We start from the raw sequence: 14,925 nt of genomic DNA, 5'->3' as shown, positions 1-14,925 counted from the left end.
TTTATTGCGTAGAATAACTGACATATTCTGCAATAAGGGAGGATGTAAAGTATGAAGAGTAAAATATGGTTAACCATATTTTTTGTCCTTATTTTGTTATTTGGATTAGGCGCCTGCTCAAATGATGAAAGTAAATCAAAAGATAATAATCAAGCAGTCGATCATAGCCAGATGAATCATGGGGAGAAAGATAGCAATCAGGCTAATCAACAAGGGACAAATAATACGTTCATAGAAGCACCAACACAATTTAATGAAGCAGCAAATAAAAACCTTGTGACAATGAATACGAAAAATGTAACGAGGCTTAATACGAATAATCCAATTGAAGCAGCTGTATATGTTTCTCAAACGATTTTTCCTGCCACGGAAAAAGAAAATCAGCCGGGAACTGTTATTCTAGTACAAGTGGATGACTGGCAAGCAGGACTTGCTTCAGCAGATTTAATTCATCATCCTAATAATGGTCCCATTTTGTTTATGAATAGAGATGGAATACCTGAAGCGACAATCAATGAAATTAGGCGTTTAAATCCTCTTGGAAATTCAGAAGGAACACAAGTCATGGTGATGGGTGATGTGCCGAGTTCGATATTAACAGCATTACAGAGCTATAAAGTTGAGAATATTAAAGGAGCAAATGCGATTGAGTTAGCATCACAAGTGGATGATAAATATGCTAGAGTATCTGGTGGTGAATATCCGAATAGTGTCATTATCGTTTCCGCACAAGAAGAAGCGAAGCTATTCTCACTTGCGGCTGTTAATTGGATCGCACATATGCCGGAGCCGATTTTATACGTGACTAAGGATGAAGTTCCAGAAGCAACTCTACAATCATTAAACAAAAGAGAAAATCCAAATCTTTATATTCTTGGAAATGAAGAAGTTATTTCTAAAGATATAGAGAAGAAGTTAAGTGCAATTGGCAAAGTAACTCGTATTACAGGAGACGATGCTGTTCAAACAGCAGTAGGATTTGCGAAGTTTAAGGATGATAAAACAGGATTTGGCTGGGGATTAATTGAACCAGGTCATGGTGTTTCATTTATTTCAACAGCAACACCTGAACTTGCAATTGCGGCAGCTCCATTCTCTCATTTAGGGAAGCATGCACCTCTTATTTGGCTAGATAACGGAAGTGTATCGGAACCTGTGTATTCTTTCTTAGCTTCTATCAAGCCGACATTTAAAGATGATCCTACAGCGGGTCCCTATAATCATGGCTTTGTAATAGGAACGGAAGAGGAAATATCGTATCGTACTCAAGGTATAATGGATAATAAACTTGAAATTGTTCAAGAAGATGGCCAAGGTCATGGTGGACATTAATAATATATATAGAAGAGCGAGTGACATATGTTCACTCGCTCTTTGAATAGTGTAGTAATGCTTTTTATATTCCTATAAATTAGTAATTACTACGCTACAGATTAAGTATACTACCAAAGTAACGACAATACTCTCTGTATAGGGGTTTGAGCGACGTTTATTGTCGTCTTGTTTTGATTGTTTTACAGTTCTAATGGCACCATAGGCGATACCAACCATGATGGCTATAGCTAGCGGTAAATAACTCATATTAAGTGTCCTCCTTCGTCTATGTTAATATAGTAACATATAAAAACTTACTATTCTTAATAGTAAGTGTAACTTGTTAAGTATTCCCTTCGTCCATATGACAAAGGGGTGGAAAACATAATGAAAAAAACGCGTTCATTTCCTAAAAAGGAGATTGAAAACGAGTCTATGTTCACGAACGAAATCCCTACAATTAGCTGAAGAAGATCTTGCAGAACTAGGAAATGGAAAGAAGCCTACAGAAAAAGTATCAGATGCTGCTATAGAGAATAATACAAATATATTATTAGTTCTTTTAATGGCAGTTACTTTAGGCTTATTAATATGGATTTATAGTAGACAACGAAAGAAAAAATAACGGTATATAAAAATGGCAAGTGTCGGTTGAATATGACACTTGCCTGTTTTTCTAAATTTGAGTAGTTGAAGTTTGTAAATATTCGATTCCCATTTTAAATCGACGTAAGCCTTCCTCTACCTTTTCGCGTGGACAGCCGACATTCATACGAATATATCCTTTTGCATCTTCGCCATATGTTTCACCAGGCATAATGGCGACCTTTGCGTGGTGAACAAGTGCATGCTGTAATTCATCGCTAGAATAAGGTAGTTTTGAAACATCAATCCAAGCTAAATAAGTGGATTCTGGCATAACAAGTCGTGCAGCCGGAACATTTTCTTCCAAGAATGTTTGAACCAGTTTTAAGTTCTCTTTTACATAAGCATTTAATTCATCAACCCATTGATTACAATGTTCGTAAGCAGTAATTGTAGAGAGTGTACCGAATACACTTGCACAAGAAATACCATCACGGTTTTTAAGAGTAATTAAAAACTCTTCACGAAGTGCTTCATCTGGAATGATATTATAAGATCCACTTAAACCAGGAGTATTAAATGTCTTACTAGCAGATGTACAAATGCATACTTTGCTTACATCTGTAGCTGCTTTTGTAATTGGTATATGTGGGTTAGATCCATGTACAATATCCATATGAATTTCATCAGAAATAATATAAACATCATGTTTATTACACAAAGAGATAATACGATCTAACTCTTCCTTCGTCCATACGCGTCCTGTTGGATTTTGTGGGCTACAAAGTAGTAAAATTTTAGCCTTTGGATGAGATAATTTGGCTTCTAAATCTTCAAAATCAATTGTATAAACCCCATCATGATTTACTAATGCATTACACGAAAGTGTACGATTATTATCTTGAATTAGTTTATAGAAAGCATCATATGCAGGTGTTTGTGTAACGATATGATCGCCTTCTTCTGTTAATAATTCAATAAGCTTAGAGATGGAGTAGATTACAGTTGGGCTATATACAATCCAATCTTCTTCAATAGGACAATCGAATCTTTTGTTAAACCAATGACGAATAGCGCCTTTGAATTCAGAATGATTCCATCTTGTATAACCGAAAATTCCGTGTTGCATTCGGGATTCCATTGCTTGTAATAGCTCGGGTGGGCATAGGAAGTCTGTATCTGATATGGAGAAAGGAAGTAGATCCTTTTCACCGAAACGATCTTCAATATAGTCCCACTGTGTACAATACGTACCTAAGCGGTTTATTCTTTCATCAAAGTTATATTTCATCTTTTAATACCTCTTTTTGTAAAAGTAAGAGAAGAGCAGATGCTCTTCTCTTTAAATTTCGCTTTTGTATCTTCTAGTTACAGCACCCAGCGTCTAGTGGACTTCGCTGAACGGATGCTGTAGCTTTTGTTATTTAAGCGACTTTTTCCATTTGTGCTTTAAGAATGGCTACTTGTGGTCCGATGATTACTTGTAAACTGTGATCATCAAGTTTTACAATTCCAAGAGCTCCACATTCTTTTAATACATCGTCTTGTACTTTGCTCATGTCTTTTACAACAAGACGTAGACGAGTGATACAGTTATCTAATGTTTCAATATTTTCTTTTCCACCTAATGCAGCCAAGATTCTTTCAGCATTGTGACTTGTACCTTTTGAAGAAGTAGCTGTTTCTTCTGCACCAGCTTTTGCTTCTTCACGACCAGGTGTTTTAAGATTCCATTTTGTAATTGCGAAACGGAATACGAAGTAGTAAGTTGCGAACCAAGCAGCACCAACTGCAAGCACAAGATACCATTTTGTTTTAAAGCCTTGCATAACACCGAAGATTAAGAAGTCAAGAATACCACCATCTGTGTTACCGATTGTTACGTTAAGCATTGCCATAATCATGAAACCAAGACCAGTTAATACAGCGTGTACTAAGAATAGTGCTGGTGAGATGAATAAGAATAAGAACTCGATTGGTTCAGTAATACCTGTTACAAGTGTTGCGATTACACCTGAGATTAATAAACCTTTGATTTTCTTACGGTTTTCAGGACGTGCAGTGTGATAAATTGCTAATGCTACAGCAGGTAGACCGAACATGAATGATGGCATTTTACCTTGAGATAAGAATGCAGTAGCATCAGGGCTAAATGGAAGTCCAGCTTGTAATTGTGCATAGAAAATATTAAGTGCACCAGAGATTGTTTCTCCGTTAACAACTTGCGTACCACCAGCTTCTGTGAAACGAATCATTGCCACTAGAATGTGGTGTAAACCGAATGGTAATAATAAACGCTCTCCGAAACCGAATAGGAATGGTCCGAATACGCCAGAACCTTGAATAATTGAACCAATACCGTTAATACCAGCTGCAAAGATTGGCCAGATCATTGGGATTGCAACCCCGACAACTGACATTACTAAAGCAGTGATAATTGGGACGAAACGAGGTCCGCCAAAGAATGCGAACGCATCAGGTAATTTAATTTCACAGAATTTATTGTGTAATAAGTAAACGATGATACCAGTGATAATACCGCCAAGGACACCCATTTCAATTGTTTGGATACCCATAACCATACCTTGACCTGCAGTACGCATTGCATCAGCAGCAGCTAATTGGTCAGTTAGTGTTAAATAGAAATTAATAGCTAAATTTAAAAGTACATAACCAACAAAACCAGAGAAAGCAGCTACACCTTTTTCAGAACGTACAAGGCCTAATGGAATAGCCATTGCAAATAGAACAGGTAGATAAGTAAATGCGAATCCACCTACAGTAGACATCCAGCTAAAAATAGCTTGAAGAATATCGTTTCCTAAGAACGGGAATGTTTCAATTGTTGTTGGACTTGTGAAGGAACTACCAATTCCAAGCATAAGACCCATGAATGCTAACAAGGCTACAGGAAGCATGAATGTTTTTCCGATGCCTTGGAAAAAAGCCCATAGCCTAGACTTTAGAGATTTTTTTTGACTCATTTGTTACATCCTTTCGTGTTGAAGAATTGTCTATAGATTACTTCGCTATAAAGCTTTGTGCAACCGTTTACAAGGTTTTTGTAAGGGCATACATAAAATGTATTCGCCGTACATTTTACAGAATTATTAGGCGTATTTTTGTGTGAGAGTTCAGTTTTTTTCGAAAAAAGAAGCTGCCCGATAAGTCATTGAAAATCACTTTTTTCAGACAGCCGCTTTTAAAAATCTATTTATTTTTAGAGTATTCATTTACGTAGGTGATAATAATAAAGTCGAGAATAAGGCTTAATGGAAAACGAGAGCTCATATCTAGTTCATCATAATACAATTTGACAATATGTGCTGGTATGGCTAAATCAACTTCTTGTTGAAGCCGATTTTTGTGATCGCCTGTAATGGCGATCGTTTTGACGTTTCTACTCTTTAATATGTGTGCATATTTGAGCATGTTTAATGTTTCACCACTATAGGAAACTAAAATAGCTAAGTCATTCTCTGTTAAGCTATTCGAAACGCTTTTCAAAACATCCCAATCCTCACGAGCATTGCATAACTTTCCAGCGAAAACCAGCTTTCTAGCAGCGTCAACACAGGTAGGTAACGAATTACCTAGCCCCATAAATTCGACTTGTGGACTTTCATGTATATATTTCGCGGCTAATTTGATTTTTTCTTCATCAATTAGTTGAAGGGTCGTATCGAACTCCTCTTTAATCCTCTTGATATGACTAGCGAGCGTAAATGAAGAAGTTGATTGTGCTTGTATTTGTTGATGCTCATTTTGTAGATTAGCTGACTTACGCAAAGTATATTTCATATCTTGGAAACCTTGGAATCCTAACTGTTTGCATGTTCTACTAATAGTCGCAGTAGACACAAAAATTTCTTTTGATAGTTCTTGAACATTTAGCTCAGTTACTCGCTCAGGGTTTCTTAATATATATTCTAAAACTTGTTTCTCAAGTTGGCTTAATTGATCACTATGTTGAACTAACTTTTTTAGAAAAAATGGCATGTGAATTTTTCACTCTCTTTATTATTGAAATCTTTCGTTTTTTGTATGGTTTGTACAAAAAATGTACGGTGGAAGAAGTAACTTATTTCAGTTTGATTTCGGTTGGTGAAATTAAATAGTTATGCTAAAATACTTTCTATTAAAACGAATATATTTATATATTACCGTTTTTTTAGCTTTTTAATTATGATTTTAATATTTCGAAATATTATTTTGTGTAACTTATTTAGTACAACTAAAAATGAATCTGATCAATAGTAGGAGGAAGTTAGATTATGCAACCTTTGTTTTTGACACCAGAATTTAAAGAAAGAATTTGGGGTGGAACAGCACTTCAAGATGAATTCGGTTATAAAATTCCTTCGAATAAAACAGGAGAATGCTGGGCTATTTCTGCGCATCCAAATGGAGCTTCAACTGTAAGAAACGGAAGACATGAAGGGAAAACATTGGATCAATTATGGAAAGAACATCCTGAGTTATTTGGTAACGCAGATGAAGAAGTTTTCCCATTATTAACAAAGATTTTAGATGCTAACATGGATTTATCTGTACAAGTTCATCCAGAAGATGAATTTGCGAAAGAGCATGAGAATGGTGAACTTGGAAAGACTGAATGCTGGTATATCATCGATTGTAAAGATGATGCTGAAATGGTCTTTGGACATACTGCTAAAACAAAAGAAGAATTAGAGCAACAAATGAAGGAAGGAAACTGGGATGGATTATTGCAACGTATTAAAATCAAACCTGGTGATTTCTTCTATGTGCCAAGTGGAACAATTCACGCATTATGTGAAGGTACACTTGTATTAGAAACACAACAAAGTTCAGATACAACATATCGTTTGTATGATTATGATCGTTTAGATGACAATGGTAACCCTCGTGAACTTCACTTAGATAAAGCGAAAGCGGTAACAACAGTACCGCATAAAGCTATCGGAGCAAATCCGACTATTGAATATCACGAGAATGCTCAAATTATCACATATGTTGAATCGGAATTTTTCTCTGTTTATAAATGGAATGTTACAGGGCCATCAAGTTTCTGTTATGATCAACAATATTTACTTTGCAGTGTCATCAACGGTGAAGGAACTATTACAACACACGAAGGGAAATCTTTTTCTTTGAAAAAAGGAGAGCATTTCATTATCCAAGTTGGTTTCGGTGAATTTACGATTGATGGAAATTTAGAAATGATTGTTGCACACCCTTAATTTAGATTAGTGATATGAAATAAAAAAAGAGGCTGTTCGATAATTCAAATCCTTAATTGTGGTTAGTGTGTGCGTAAAAGGAAATCTATGATTTTGTATGGAGTTTCAAGAGTTATATCTTGAGGAAAAGCGCCAAAAATCAGCTTTTTAGTCTACTAAGCAAAAATGCAATTGAAATGAATACGACTTCGAATGGTAAAAAAAGCGTAGAAGGGCGTTCGAAAAGTGAGTAAAAATCACTTTTCGGACAGCCTTTTTTTAATCTCTTTATTATGAAAATGCAAATTGTTCATCTTTTACAAATAAATATAACAAAAAATTCCAAGGTTATTTATATTAGAAGTGAAACCAGTTCTTTTGTAAAAACGTCAAAAATTACAAGGGGGAGGGATATGTATAGAATAACTAAGCAAGTTAAGTATGGGGTTTTGTTTTTAATCCTTTTTATAAGTTGTTTAAGTTTTCCATTTAATAAGAGTTATGCATGTGATTGTGTGGTACCTCTAAGTGTTCAGGAAGAATTAGAACGGAACACGGCTGTTTTTTCAGGGAAGGTTGTTGAGATTGTAGATAAGAATAAAAACAAAATCATAAAATCTACCGCTGACCCTATAGCTGTTGTATTTGAAGTCAAAGAATGGTGGAAAGGTGGAAAGCAAACTCAAGTGCTTGTTAATACCGTTAGGCATTCGTCCAGTTGTGGCTATAAATTCACAGTAGATGATCAATATTTAGTGTATGCCAGAGAAATAGATGGAGAGTTGAACGTGAGTATATGTTCAAGAACACAATCATTATCAACCGCTCAAACGGACATAGAAGCATTGGGGAAAAGTCATATACCAACAGAAAAAGTTTCGAAGGAATCTCTCACTAATGTAGAAGATGAACAAGGGAACTCTCAGAACGTAGTAAATTACTATTTGATAGGTATTTTGTTTGTTAGCTTAGAGATATCAACCATTATGTATATAAAGCAACGTAATAAGAAAAATGCTAATAAATAACTTAATGCTCATTAAGGATGGCTTAAACCCCAAATGAGCATTAGCTGAATGTGTTACTGTATTGCAATCCAAATTTCTGAATATAAGTCTGGGCTTGTTGAATCTTCCTCTGTATAGACTTCTAGTTCTGGAACCCCTATTACATGCTTATATCCGCTAGATGAAAACCACTCAGAATAGATTTGCTTCCATGCTTCTTGCATGGCATCAGGCATAGGACCATGAACTTCGAATACAGCCCATTTAGAGGCAGGTATTGCTAGTGATAAAAATTCATCAGGTGTTTTTTCTCCATCGAATGCAGTTGCAATCCAATAGTCAATAACAGGACAATCAACTTGAGCGACTTTATCGATACACACACCTAGAACTCCTTTTATCGCTCCGTTATTTAAGCTAATTAGTTTACCAACCGTACCATTTTCATTGAATGCCTTCCACATTTTCGGGATGCCAATTAGATTTTCATTAGCTCTTACTGAAAATTCTTCTTTAATACCAATAATGTTAAATGCATTTTTCTCGAAAATTTGATATTTCATCGGTTTCGCTCCTTTTTAGAATCACCTATATGATGAGGCGATGAATAAATTAAAACGGCCTATATTCTTACGGGCTTCTGTTCTTTTAGTAAATTGTACTACTTTTAATGTCATTAGAAGGAGTGATAGAAGTGAATATTATGATAAATGAAGCAACAATGGAAGATTACAAAGCAATCAATGCAATTGTAAAAGAGGGGCAAGATGAGCATGCTCAAGCGTTACCGCATATTTTTCGAAGCATTGATCGAGTAATGCCAGAGGATTATTATCAACATTTATTAAATGACATAAAGAGTGAAATTATAGTAGCAAGACTTGAAGATGAAGTTGTAGGTTTCGCAGTCATGGAACGAATAGAATCTCCAGCTTTCGATTCGCTGGTGCCAAGGGCATTCGCATATATGAATGACTTTGGTGTAAAGAATAATAACCAAAGAAATGGTATTGGAAGGGCATTATTCAAAGCCTGCGTAACATGGGCTAAAGTAAAAGGAGCATCTTCGTTAGAGTTAAATGTTTGGGAGTTTAATGAAAAAGCCATGTCTTTTTACGAAAGCTTTGGGATGGAGACTATTAGTCGGAAGATGAGTCTGTCGTTTACAAAGTAGTTCCAAATATTTTATATGTTGGAGAAATCCGATTATGATAATAGCGGATTTCTCCAATATGATATGCTTATCTCTATTTAATTGTAAAAGATTTGCTAGATAGGACTACTCACTATCAAACCAGCCTTTCCATTTAAACCATAAGTACATAATAATTCCTATGCTGAACATGACACCTAAAATAATAAAATATCCATAATGCCAATGTAATTCTGGCATATTCAAGAAATTCATACCATAAATACCTGCAAGAAATGTAAGAGGCATAAAAATCGTTGTGATAACAGTCAAAGTTTTCATGATATTGTTCATGCGGAAAGAGTTTAATGATATGTAGTTATCTCGTATATCGGCTGTTAATTGTCGGTTAGATTCAATCATTTCACTTAACTTTAAGAGATGATCATAAATATCTTGAAAGTAAGCTCGTTTTTGTTCTTGGACAATAAATCGTTTAGATTCAAGGATACGATAAATCAAATCTCTCATAGGCAAAATGGTTTGTCTTAATCGGAGTAAATCTTTACGAACCTTATATGTTTTTGTGATAACCGTATCTTTACCTCTTTTTACTTCTTCACTATCTTCAATAGCTAATAAGCGATCTTCAACTTGTTCCACAATGGGGAAGAAAGTATCGACAATTTTATCGATAATTTTATAGCCGATTTCAATGGATGAAAGTTTACTGCTTTCTTGTGGGGACTGAAAAAATTCCCATAATGCATCAATTTCTTTCTCTTTTTGAAAATGAAAAGTTACGATAAATTGTTCTGAAATAAATAAATCAATTTCATGCGTTTCTAGTGTGGTCGCATTTATGGCCTGAATAACAAGGAAGCTAAGATTTTCATAATAATCTAATTTTGGTCGCTGGAGCTCATGCATGCAGTCTTCAACAGCTAAAGGGTGAAAATGAAAATGACTATGTAATAATTTTGCTTCTTCTTCTGTTGGCATATTAAAGTCGACCCAATACCATTTCATTGTAGCTAGTTCATTTAGCGATGGATTGACGTGTAATTGATTGTCATGATTAAGTGCTAATATTCTGAGCATAATAAATCAGCTAATCGCTCCTTTCTAATGTACGATGTTAGGTACTTGTATTGATACTGCTAGTTTTATTTTATCATTTTTGAATTTAAAAAATCATAAAAGGGAAATATTCACCTAGTATCTTTCTAAAGAGAAGTGGATAAAGTAACGAGGAATGATAAAGTGAAACTTTAATCGGTGGTGGTTTTCATCCATCCCCACCGATTATTAGTTGAACCAATCGGGTTCTTACTGGTGTTTAATCTCCCACTTCAGTATCTTTGTCTTCACTGCTATGTTGAAGTGAGAGTCTTAGCGCCAGTTAGAACGGGATAAAAATTAGGAGGATGCATAGTGGAGAACACGCATGAGTTTGTAGAGAAGTTAAAAGTACAAAAAGAGAAACAAAAGAAGAACTTAAGATCACAAGGAGAAGGTAATCCTGATCAGAAGTTGCCGAATGTAAAGCATAATAAACGAGGATAATTTTCTAATAAAGATAAGAGCCAGCGCTTGTTTCGCTGGCTTATAACTCTCGAGTATCCTTACATATTAGATAACCAATACAAAAATAAACCAAAGAATCCACTAAAAACAGATATCCCGCCGATAGCAATAGAAAAGGAACTATTTTTTCTTTTATTTAGTATGGCTACAATTAACCCACTTAGAGCAAGCGTGAACCAAATAGGCAAAAAGAGTATCTCACTAATAGTAGCTGGAATATATGTGTAAAAACTTGTCATATATAAAATCCAGTTAAGAAGTAATAATCCAAAGATTATAAGCGAAAACAGAGAAGGCCGCTCTTGTTTCTTGTTGGCATCTTTCACTATATTGATAACAATAACTAGTAAGCAAATGATTAAAAGGGTACTAATCATAAAAGAAAACGTCATAATGAAACTCCTTTAAGATAAAAACGAATAATGGCAGCACATAATTATGATGATTAGGAAGAAAAATCATGGATAATACCTTGCTTAAAGCCCCATCTTGATAAAGGATAGAAAGCTAGTGTCATAATCATGCACATGATTAAGAATAAAGAAGACTGTTCAAGAAAATCGAAATAAGTTAAGGACCAACCTTCTTGAAATCCAAATAAAATGAAAATCATAAATAAATAATTAGGTGTAATCGCGAGTAATGTTATTTTTCTCATAGGTTTTTTACGAGGAATACCATTTACTTTCCCGAAAGTATATCCTAGTACAATCCAAATCAGTGCATAGCTATACAGAAGCACCCATTTTAGTTCAATAAGGAATTCCCAGATTGCATCAATGAATTGTAAGTTTGTATAGTAATGAAAAAAAGTAAGTACTAATGCTGATAGAAAAAGAGTATAGTTACCAATCATTAAATGATATTCTGAATGAAATTTCAGTGCATTTTCATAATGCCTAACGATCTCTTTCGGTGTGGGCATATTGTTTAAAACGATAGTAATAGCTTCTTGTTCATTAAATCCTTTTAGCATTTCAGAATAGACTGCATCCTCAATATGTTGTTGATAATCTTGCAGAATATCTACAGCATTTTTTATTCCTTTAAGGCGAAGAAGACGTTCAAGTTCTTCGATATACTTTCTTTTGGCTGCACCCATTTAGATTTCATTTCCAATCATTTTATTAATCATCTTAGCAAAAGCACTCCATTCTTTATTTTTATGCTTAAGTAGCTGTCTGCCTTCTTCAGTTAACGTATAGTATTTTCTTGATGGTGTTTTTTCTTGTTTTTTTATATAAGATTGGATGTAACCTTTCTGTTCTAGCTTGTGAAGAGCGGGATATAAAGTGCCTTCCTTCACTGCTAATTGTTCGTCTGACTTGCGTTCCATCTCTTTAGAAAGCTGATAACCATACATATCCCCATCTTTTAAGATGTTCATAATAATGAGGGAACTGCTGCCTTTCATAAGTTCTCTATCAAATGTCATACTTTTCACCTACCTAGAAATTCTATGTATAATAAATAACATAATTTTCTAATGTTTTCAAGTGCAAGAAAAGAGCCCTACCAAAAAGTGGTGGGACTCAGAAAATAAAACGTATGATAGCCATCAAAATTACGCCTACAATAACAGTAATAGATAAGCTTTTTGTCCATAGTGCTATGAAAAGCGTAGGTACAATAACTATTAACACATTCCAATCAATTGCAATACCATGGTCCGCTTCAATTAAGACGCTATCGACAACAAGTGCAGTTAATATACATACTGGTATAAAGGATAACCATTTAATAACAAGTTGTGGTAATTCAATATTTCGAACAAGCATGAAAGGAACAATTCTTGGAATTACTGTTACAAGAGCACAACCTAAAATAATGAGAAGAATAGTCGTATCAACGCTCACGATCAGTCACCACCCCAATAGTTGCTACAATCATTGTTGAAAGAATAACGGCGATATGAGATGGCAAGAACATACATAGAAGAACCATCGCAATAATCATGTATAATACTAAAGAAAGATATAGTTTTAGCTTTGGTTTCTGGATGCTTTGTAATTGCAAAACAAGTAGTGCTAAAAACATAGCGGTTAATGCAAAGTCTAATCCAAATGCTTCGGGATTTGAAATCCACTTACCAAATATAGCACCAGCCACACACGAAATAATCCATGATAAATAAGCAGTTACATTTAGTCCATTCATCCATTGGTCATTGATTTGTTCCCCTTTAACGATTTTATTCATAGCTACACCGAATGATTCATCGGTTACAAGTGCTCCAATCCCTACATTTTTCAAGGCAGAGTATTTTGAGAAGTGAGGAGCTAGAGACATACATAATAGAAAATTCCGTAAATTTACGATAAAAGTAGTTAATATAATGACAGAAATCGGACTATGTCCAACTAATAGTGCACAAATTATGAATTGTGCTGAACCTGCATAAACTAATGCTGATAATAAAGCTATTTCAAGCACACTCAAGTTTGATGATACACCAACAATCCCCATGGCAAGACCGATGCTAATATATCCTAATAGTGTCGGAATACAATCCTTCATTCCTTGCAAGTATGTAGGCATAGTATGCTCCATTACTTGTGCTTTTGCAGTACTGTTCAATTTATACCCTCCCTTTGTATGTTATAATAAACATATATATAATATAACATACAATCGGTGTGAAGGGACTGATTTAGTGGAGCCTATACAAGAAACGATTGCAAATAATTTAGCCAAATTAAGAAAAAGTAGAGCTTTAAGTTTAGATCAAGTTGCTGAATTAACAGGTGTTAGTAAAGCAATGATTGCTCAAATTGAAAAAGGAAAATCAAATCCAACTGTTACTACACTCTGGAAAATTGCAAATGGTCTTCAAGTTTCTTTTTCTGTTTTCATGAAAGAAGAAGATAAGCCTGTTGTGACAAAGATTAATATCAATGAATTGACACCTATGATTGATGATGATGGAAATTATCTTGTCTACTCGGTTTTTCCTTATAATCCGGAGAAGAAGTTTGAAATTTACACAGTTAATTTACAAGCAGGGCATAGCCATAGAGCCAATCAACATTTAGGTGAAGAATATATCCTTATGAAAAGTGGCACATTAACGCTTCGTGTGCAGGACGAGGAGTATATATTACTAGAAGGTGAAGCTATTTCGTTTACTGCGAATATCGTACATAGCTACATAAATGCAACGGATGAAATGGTTAGTTTTTATAATGTAATTTATTATCCTGATTAAAAAATAATATTGTTGTAGGAGTACATAAATGGATTTTACTAACATGATTATACAGCTAAGAGAAGCAGGAATTGTTCAAGATGAAGACGTTACTGTAGAGCCTTTAAGCGGAGGAACTTCAAGTAATATCAATATCCTTACTGTTGGTGATGATATTCGTTATGTGATTAAAACAAACGATAAAAGTATTATAGAAGCCGAAGTGCAATTTTTATCATTTTATAAAGAAGTGTCTATATTGCCGAAAGTCGTATACGAGGATTCACTACATCAGTTTTTTGTATATCCTTATATGAAAGGTAGTACAAACACCAGTGAGTATAATAAGAAAGATGTTTTAATAACACTAATAGAACAATTAGTTAAGTATTATAAGCCTATAAAGAATAAGAGGGGCTGGGGATGGGTTCATTATGAAATTGCTTCATGGCATGTATTTTTGCAAAATGAAGTGAAATCTGCAGCTGAAATTATGAATCATGAGGTTGTTAGCAAAGAAGATATAACCTTCGTAAGAAAATTATTGGATGAGCTTAAGGTTGAGAATGATGCAAAACAACCGTATCTTTTACATGGAGATTGTGGATTTCATAATTTCTTATTTTCAGAGGGTGAATTAGTTGGTGTTATTGATCCGATGCCTCTTATCGGTGACCCACTTCATGATATTATTTTTTCATATTGCTCGACTCCTGAGGAGTTAACACAAAAGTTAATTGAAGATATTGCATCTCGTATTCCTAATTGGAATGAGGACACATATTCATTGCATCGATATGTTATGATTGGTTTATTTGTTCGATTAGCAAGATGTAAACTTCACCATCCACAAGATTTAGATACATATTTACAGGCATGGGAATATTGGAAAGAGATTGTGAATTATAAAAAAAC

At 34.5% G+C, this 14,925-nt stretch carries 19 protein-coding genes; 8 read left to right on the top strand and 11 right to left on the bottom strand.

Features of this window, described 5'->3' with window-relative positions; genetic code table 11:
* Positions 1-51 precede the first annotated feature (51 nt).
* The gene (locus tag TX86_RS15410) at positions 52-1,332 is read left to right on the top strand and encodes a cell wall-binding repeat-containing protein (RefSeq protein WP_042349745.1); all 1,281 of its coding nucleotides are present in this window, start codon (positions 52-54) and stop codon (positions 1,330-1,332) included.
* 72 nt (positions 1,333-1,404) lie between these two features.
* Here TX86_RS15410 and TX86_RS26760 read toward each other — a convergent pair whose 3' ends face one another.
* Positions 1,405-1,581 (bottom strand): hypothetical protein, encoded by a 177-nt coding sequence (locus TX86_RS26760; protein WP_154663118.1) that lies wholly within the window; start codon positions 1,579-1,581, stop codon positions 1,405-1,407.
* 154 nt (positions 1,582-1,735) lie between these two features.
* On the opposite strand from TX86_RS26760, the gene TX86_RS15405 reads away from it, so the two are divergent.
* Positions 1,736-1,939, top strand: a complete 204-nt coding sequence (locus TX86_RS15405) for a hypothetical protein (RefSeq protein ID WP_042349743.1) — start codon at positions 1,736-1,738, stop codon at positions 1,937-1,939.
* A gap of 51 nt (positions 1,940-1,990) precedes the next feature.
* Here TX86_RS15405 and TX86_RS15400 read toward each other — a convergent pair whose 3' ends face one another.
* From TX86_RS15400 to TX86_RS15390, 3 genes are all read right to left on the bottom strand, one after another.
* Positions 1,991-3,190 (bottom strand): MalY/PatB family protein, encoded by a 1,200-nt coding sequence (locus TX86_RS15400; RefSeq protein WP_042349741.1) that lies wholly within the window; start codon positions 3,188-3,190, stop codon positions 1,991-1,993.
* 133 nt (positions 3,191-3,323) lie between these two features.
* Entirely contained in the window at positions 3,324-4,883 is a 1,560-nt protein-coding gene (gene malX, locus TX86_RS15395) for a maltose/glucose-specific PTS transporter subunit IIBC (RefSeq protein WP_042349740.1), read from the bottom strand.
* Between the two features lie 226 nt (positions 4,884-5,109).
* Positions 5,110-5,898: a MurR/RpiR family transcriptional regulator gene (locus TX86_RS15390; RefSeq protein ID WP_042349739.1), complete on the bottom strand. Its 789-nt coding sequence runs from the start codon at positions 5,896-5,898 to the stop codon at positions 5,110-5,112.
* A gap of 272 nt (positions 5,899-6,170) precedes the next feature.
* Here TX86_RS15390 and manA point away from each other — a divergent pair, with 272 nt between their 5' ends.
* Both manA and TX86_RS15380 read left to right on the top strand, forming a co-directional pair.
* Complete coding sequence (gene manA / locus TX86_RS15385; RefSeq protein WP_195892915.1) at positions 6,171-7,121, top strand: mannose-6-phosphate isomerase, class I; 951 nt, start codon at positions 6,171-6,173, stop codon at positions 7,119-7,121.
* A gap of 392 nt (positions 7,122-7,513) precedes the next feature.
* On the top strand, positions 7,514-8,128 hold the full coding sequence (locus TX86_RS15380; RefSeq protein ID WP_042349736.1) for a hypothetical protein: 615 nt from the start codon (positions 7,514-7,516) through the stop codon (positions 8,126-8,128).
* Between the two features lie 53 nt (positions 8,129-8,181).
* On the opposite strand, the gene TX86_RS15375 is transcribed toward TX86_RS15380, so the two are convergent.
* Entirely contained in the window at positions 8,182-8,670 is a 489-nt protein-coding gene (locus TX86_RS15375; protein ID WP_042349735.1) for a GyrI-like domain-containing protein, read from the bottom strand.
* Between the two features lie 140 nt (positions 8,671-8,810).
* On the opposite strand from TX86_RS15375, the gene TX86_RS15370 reads away from it, so the two are divergent.
* Positions 8,811-9,281, top strand: a complete 471-nt coding sequence (locus tag TX86_RS15370) for a GNAT family N-acetyltransferase (RefSeq protein ID WP_230203662.1) — start codon at positions 8,811-8,813, stop codon at positions 9,279-9,281.
* A 105-nt stretch (positions 9,282-9,386) separates the two neighbouring features.
* Here the strand turns inward: TX86_RS15370 and corA are convergent, their stop codons facing one another.
* Positions 9,387-10,340 (bottom strand): magnesium/cobalt transporter CorA, encoded by a 954-nt coding sequence (gene corA, locus TX86_RS15365; RefSeq protein WP_042349731.1) that lies wholly within the window; start codon positions 10,338-10,340, stop codon positions 9,387-9,389.
* 333 nt (positions 10,341-10,673) lie between these two features.
* Between corA and TX86_RS26340 the strand changes: the two genes are divergently transcribed.
* Positions 10,674-10,805, top strand: coding sequence for a DUF4023 family protein (locus TX86_RS26340; RefSeq protein ID WP_081707673.1), 132 nt, complete (start codon positions 10,674-10,676; stop codon positions 10,803-10,805).
* Between the two features lie 59 nt (positions 10,806-10,864).
* Here the strand turns inward: TX86_RS26340 and TX86_RS15360 are convergent, their stop codons facing one another.
* The 5 genes from TX86_RS15360 to TX86_RS15340 form a co-directional block, all read right to left on the bottom strand.
* Complete coding sequence (locus TX86_RS15360; protein ID WP_042349730.1) at positions 10,865-11,218, bottom strand: hypothetical protein; 354 nt, start codon at positions 11,216-11,218, stop codon at positions 10,865-10,867.
* A gap of 53 nt (positions 11,219-11,271) precedes the next feature.
* Positions 11,272-11,928, bottom strand: coding sequence for a DUF1700 domain-containing protein (locus TX86_RS15355; protein ID WP_042349728.1), 657 nt, complete (start codon positions 11,926-11,928; stop codon positions 11,272-11,274).
* Positions 11,929-12,261: a PadR family transcriptional regulator gene (locus tag TX86_RS15350; protein ID WP_042349725.1), complete on the bottom strand. Its 333-nt coding sequence runs from the start codon at positions 12,259-12,261 to the stop codon at positions 11,929-11,931.
* A 97-nt stretch (positions 12,262-12,358) separates the two neighbouring features.
* Complete coding sequence (locus tag TX86_RS15345) at positions 12,359-12,682, bottom strand: AzlD domain-containing protein (RefSeq protein ID WP_042349724.1); 324 nt, start codon at positions 12,680-12,682, stop codon at positions 12,359-12,361.
* Positions 12,672-13,376, bottom strand: coding sequence for an AzlC family ABC transporter permease (locus tag TX86_RS15340; protein ID WP_042350535.1), 705 nt, complete (start codon positions 13,374-13,376; stop codon positions 12,672-12,674). The genes TX86_RS15345 and TX86_RS15340 overlap by 11 nt, the downstream gene beginning before the upstream one ends.
* Before the next feature lie 103 nt (positions 13,377-13,479).
* On the opposite strand from TX86_RS15340, the gene TX86_RS15335 reads away from it, so the two are divergent.
* On the top strand, positions 13,480-14,031 hold the full coding sequence (locus tag TX86_RS15335; protein WP_042349723.1) for a helix-turn-helix domain-containing protein: 552 nt from the start codon (positions 13,480-13,482) through the stop codon (positions 14,029-14,031).
* Positions 14,032-14,059: 28 nt separating this feature from the next.
* On the top strand, positions 14,060-14,925 hold an 866-nt coding region (locus TX86_RS15330; protein WP_052343688.1), incomplete at its 3' end, for an aminoglycoside phosphotransferase family protein.

It is taken from the genome of Bacillus massiliigorillae (genome assembly GCF_000380245.2).
Classification (GTDB): domain Bacteria; phylum Bacillota; class Bacilli; order Bacillales; family DSM-1321; genus Bacillus_AD; species Bacillus_AD massiliigorillae.
The sequence above is the reverse complement of the archived record's forward strand: the minus strand, read 5'-3'. Positions and strand labels throughout refer to the sequence as shown.

Excerpts from the sequence above, each read along its gene's own strand:
- TX86_RS15355 (WP_042349728.1), bottom strand. The coding sequence starts at position 11,928 with ATGGGTGCAGCCAAAAGAAAGTATATCGAAGAACTTGAACGTCTTCTT.
- TX86_RS15380 (WP_042349736.1), top strand. The coding sequence starts at position 7,514 with ATGTATAGAATAACTAAGCAAGTTAAGTATGGGGTTTTGTTTTTAATC.
- TX86_RS15410 (WP_042349745.1), top strand. The coding sequence starts at position 52 with ATGAAGAGTAAAATATGGTTAACCATATTTTTTGTCCTTATTTTGTTA.
- TX86_RS15340 (WP_042350535.1), bottom strand. The coding sequence starts at position 13,376 with ATGGAGCATACTATGCCTACATACTTGCAAGGAATGAAGGATTGTATT.
- TX86_RS15390 (WP_042349739.1), bottom strand. The coding sequence starts at position 5,898 with ATGCCATTTTTTCTAAAAAAGTTAGTTCAACATAGTGATCAATTAAGC.
- corA (WP_042349731.1), bottom strand. The coding sequence starts at position 10,340 with ATGCTCAGAATATTAGCACTTAATCATGACAATCAATTACACGTCAAT.
- TX86_RS15350 (WP_042349725.1), bottom strand. The coding sequence starts at position 12,261 with ATGACATTTGATAGAGAACTTATGAAAGGCAGCAGTTCCCTCATTATT.
- TX86_RS26760 (WP_154663118.1), bottom strand. The coding sequence starts at position 1,581 with ATGAGTTATTTACCGCTAGCTATAGCCATCATGGTTGGTATCGCCTAT.
- TX86_RS15400 (WP_042349741.1), bottom strand. The coding sequence starts at position 3,190 with ATGAAATATAACTTTGATGAAAGAATAAACCGCTTAGGTACGTATTGT.
- malX (WP_042349740.1), bottom strand. The coding sequence starts at position 4,883 with ATGAGTCAAAAAAAATCTCTAAAGTCTAGGCTATGGGCTTTTTTCCAA.
- TX86_RS15375 (WP_042349735.1), bottom strand. The coding sequence starts at position 8,670 with ATGAAATATCAAATTTTCGAGAAAAATGCATTTAACATTATTGGTATT.
- TX86_RS15360 (WP_042349730.1), bottom strand. The coding sequence starts at position 11,218 with ATGACGTTTTCTTTTATGATTAGTACCCTTTTAATCATTTGCTTACTA.
- TX86_RS15370 (WP_230203662.1), top strand. The coding sequence starts at position 8,811 with ATGATAAATGAAGCAACAATGGAAGATTACAAAGCAATCAATGCAATT.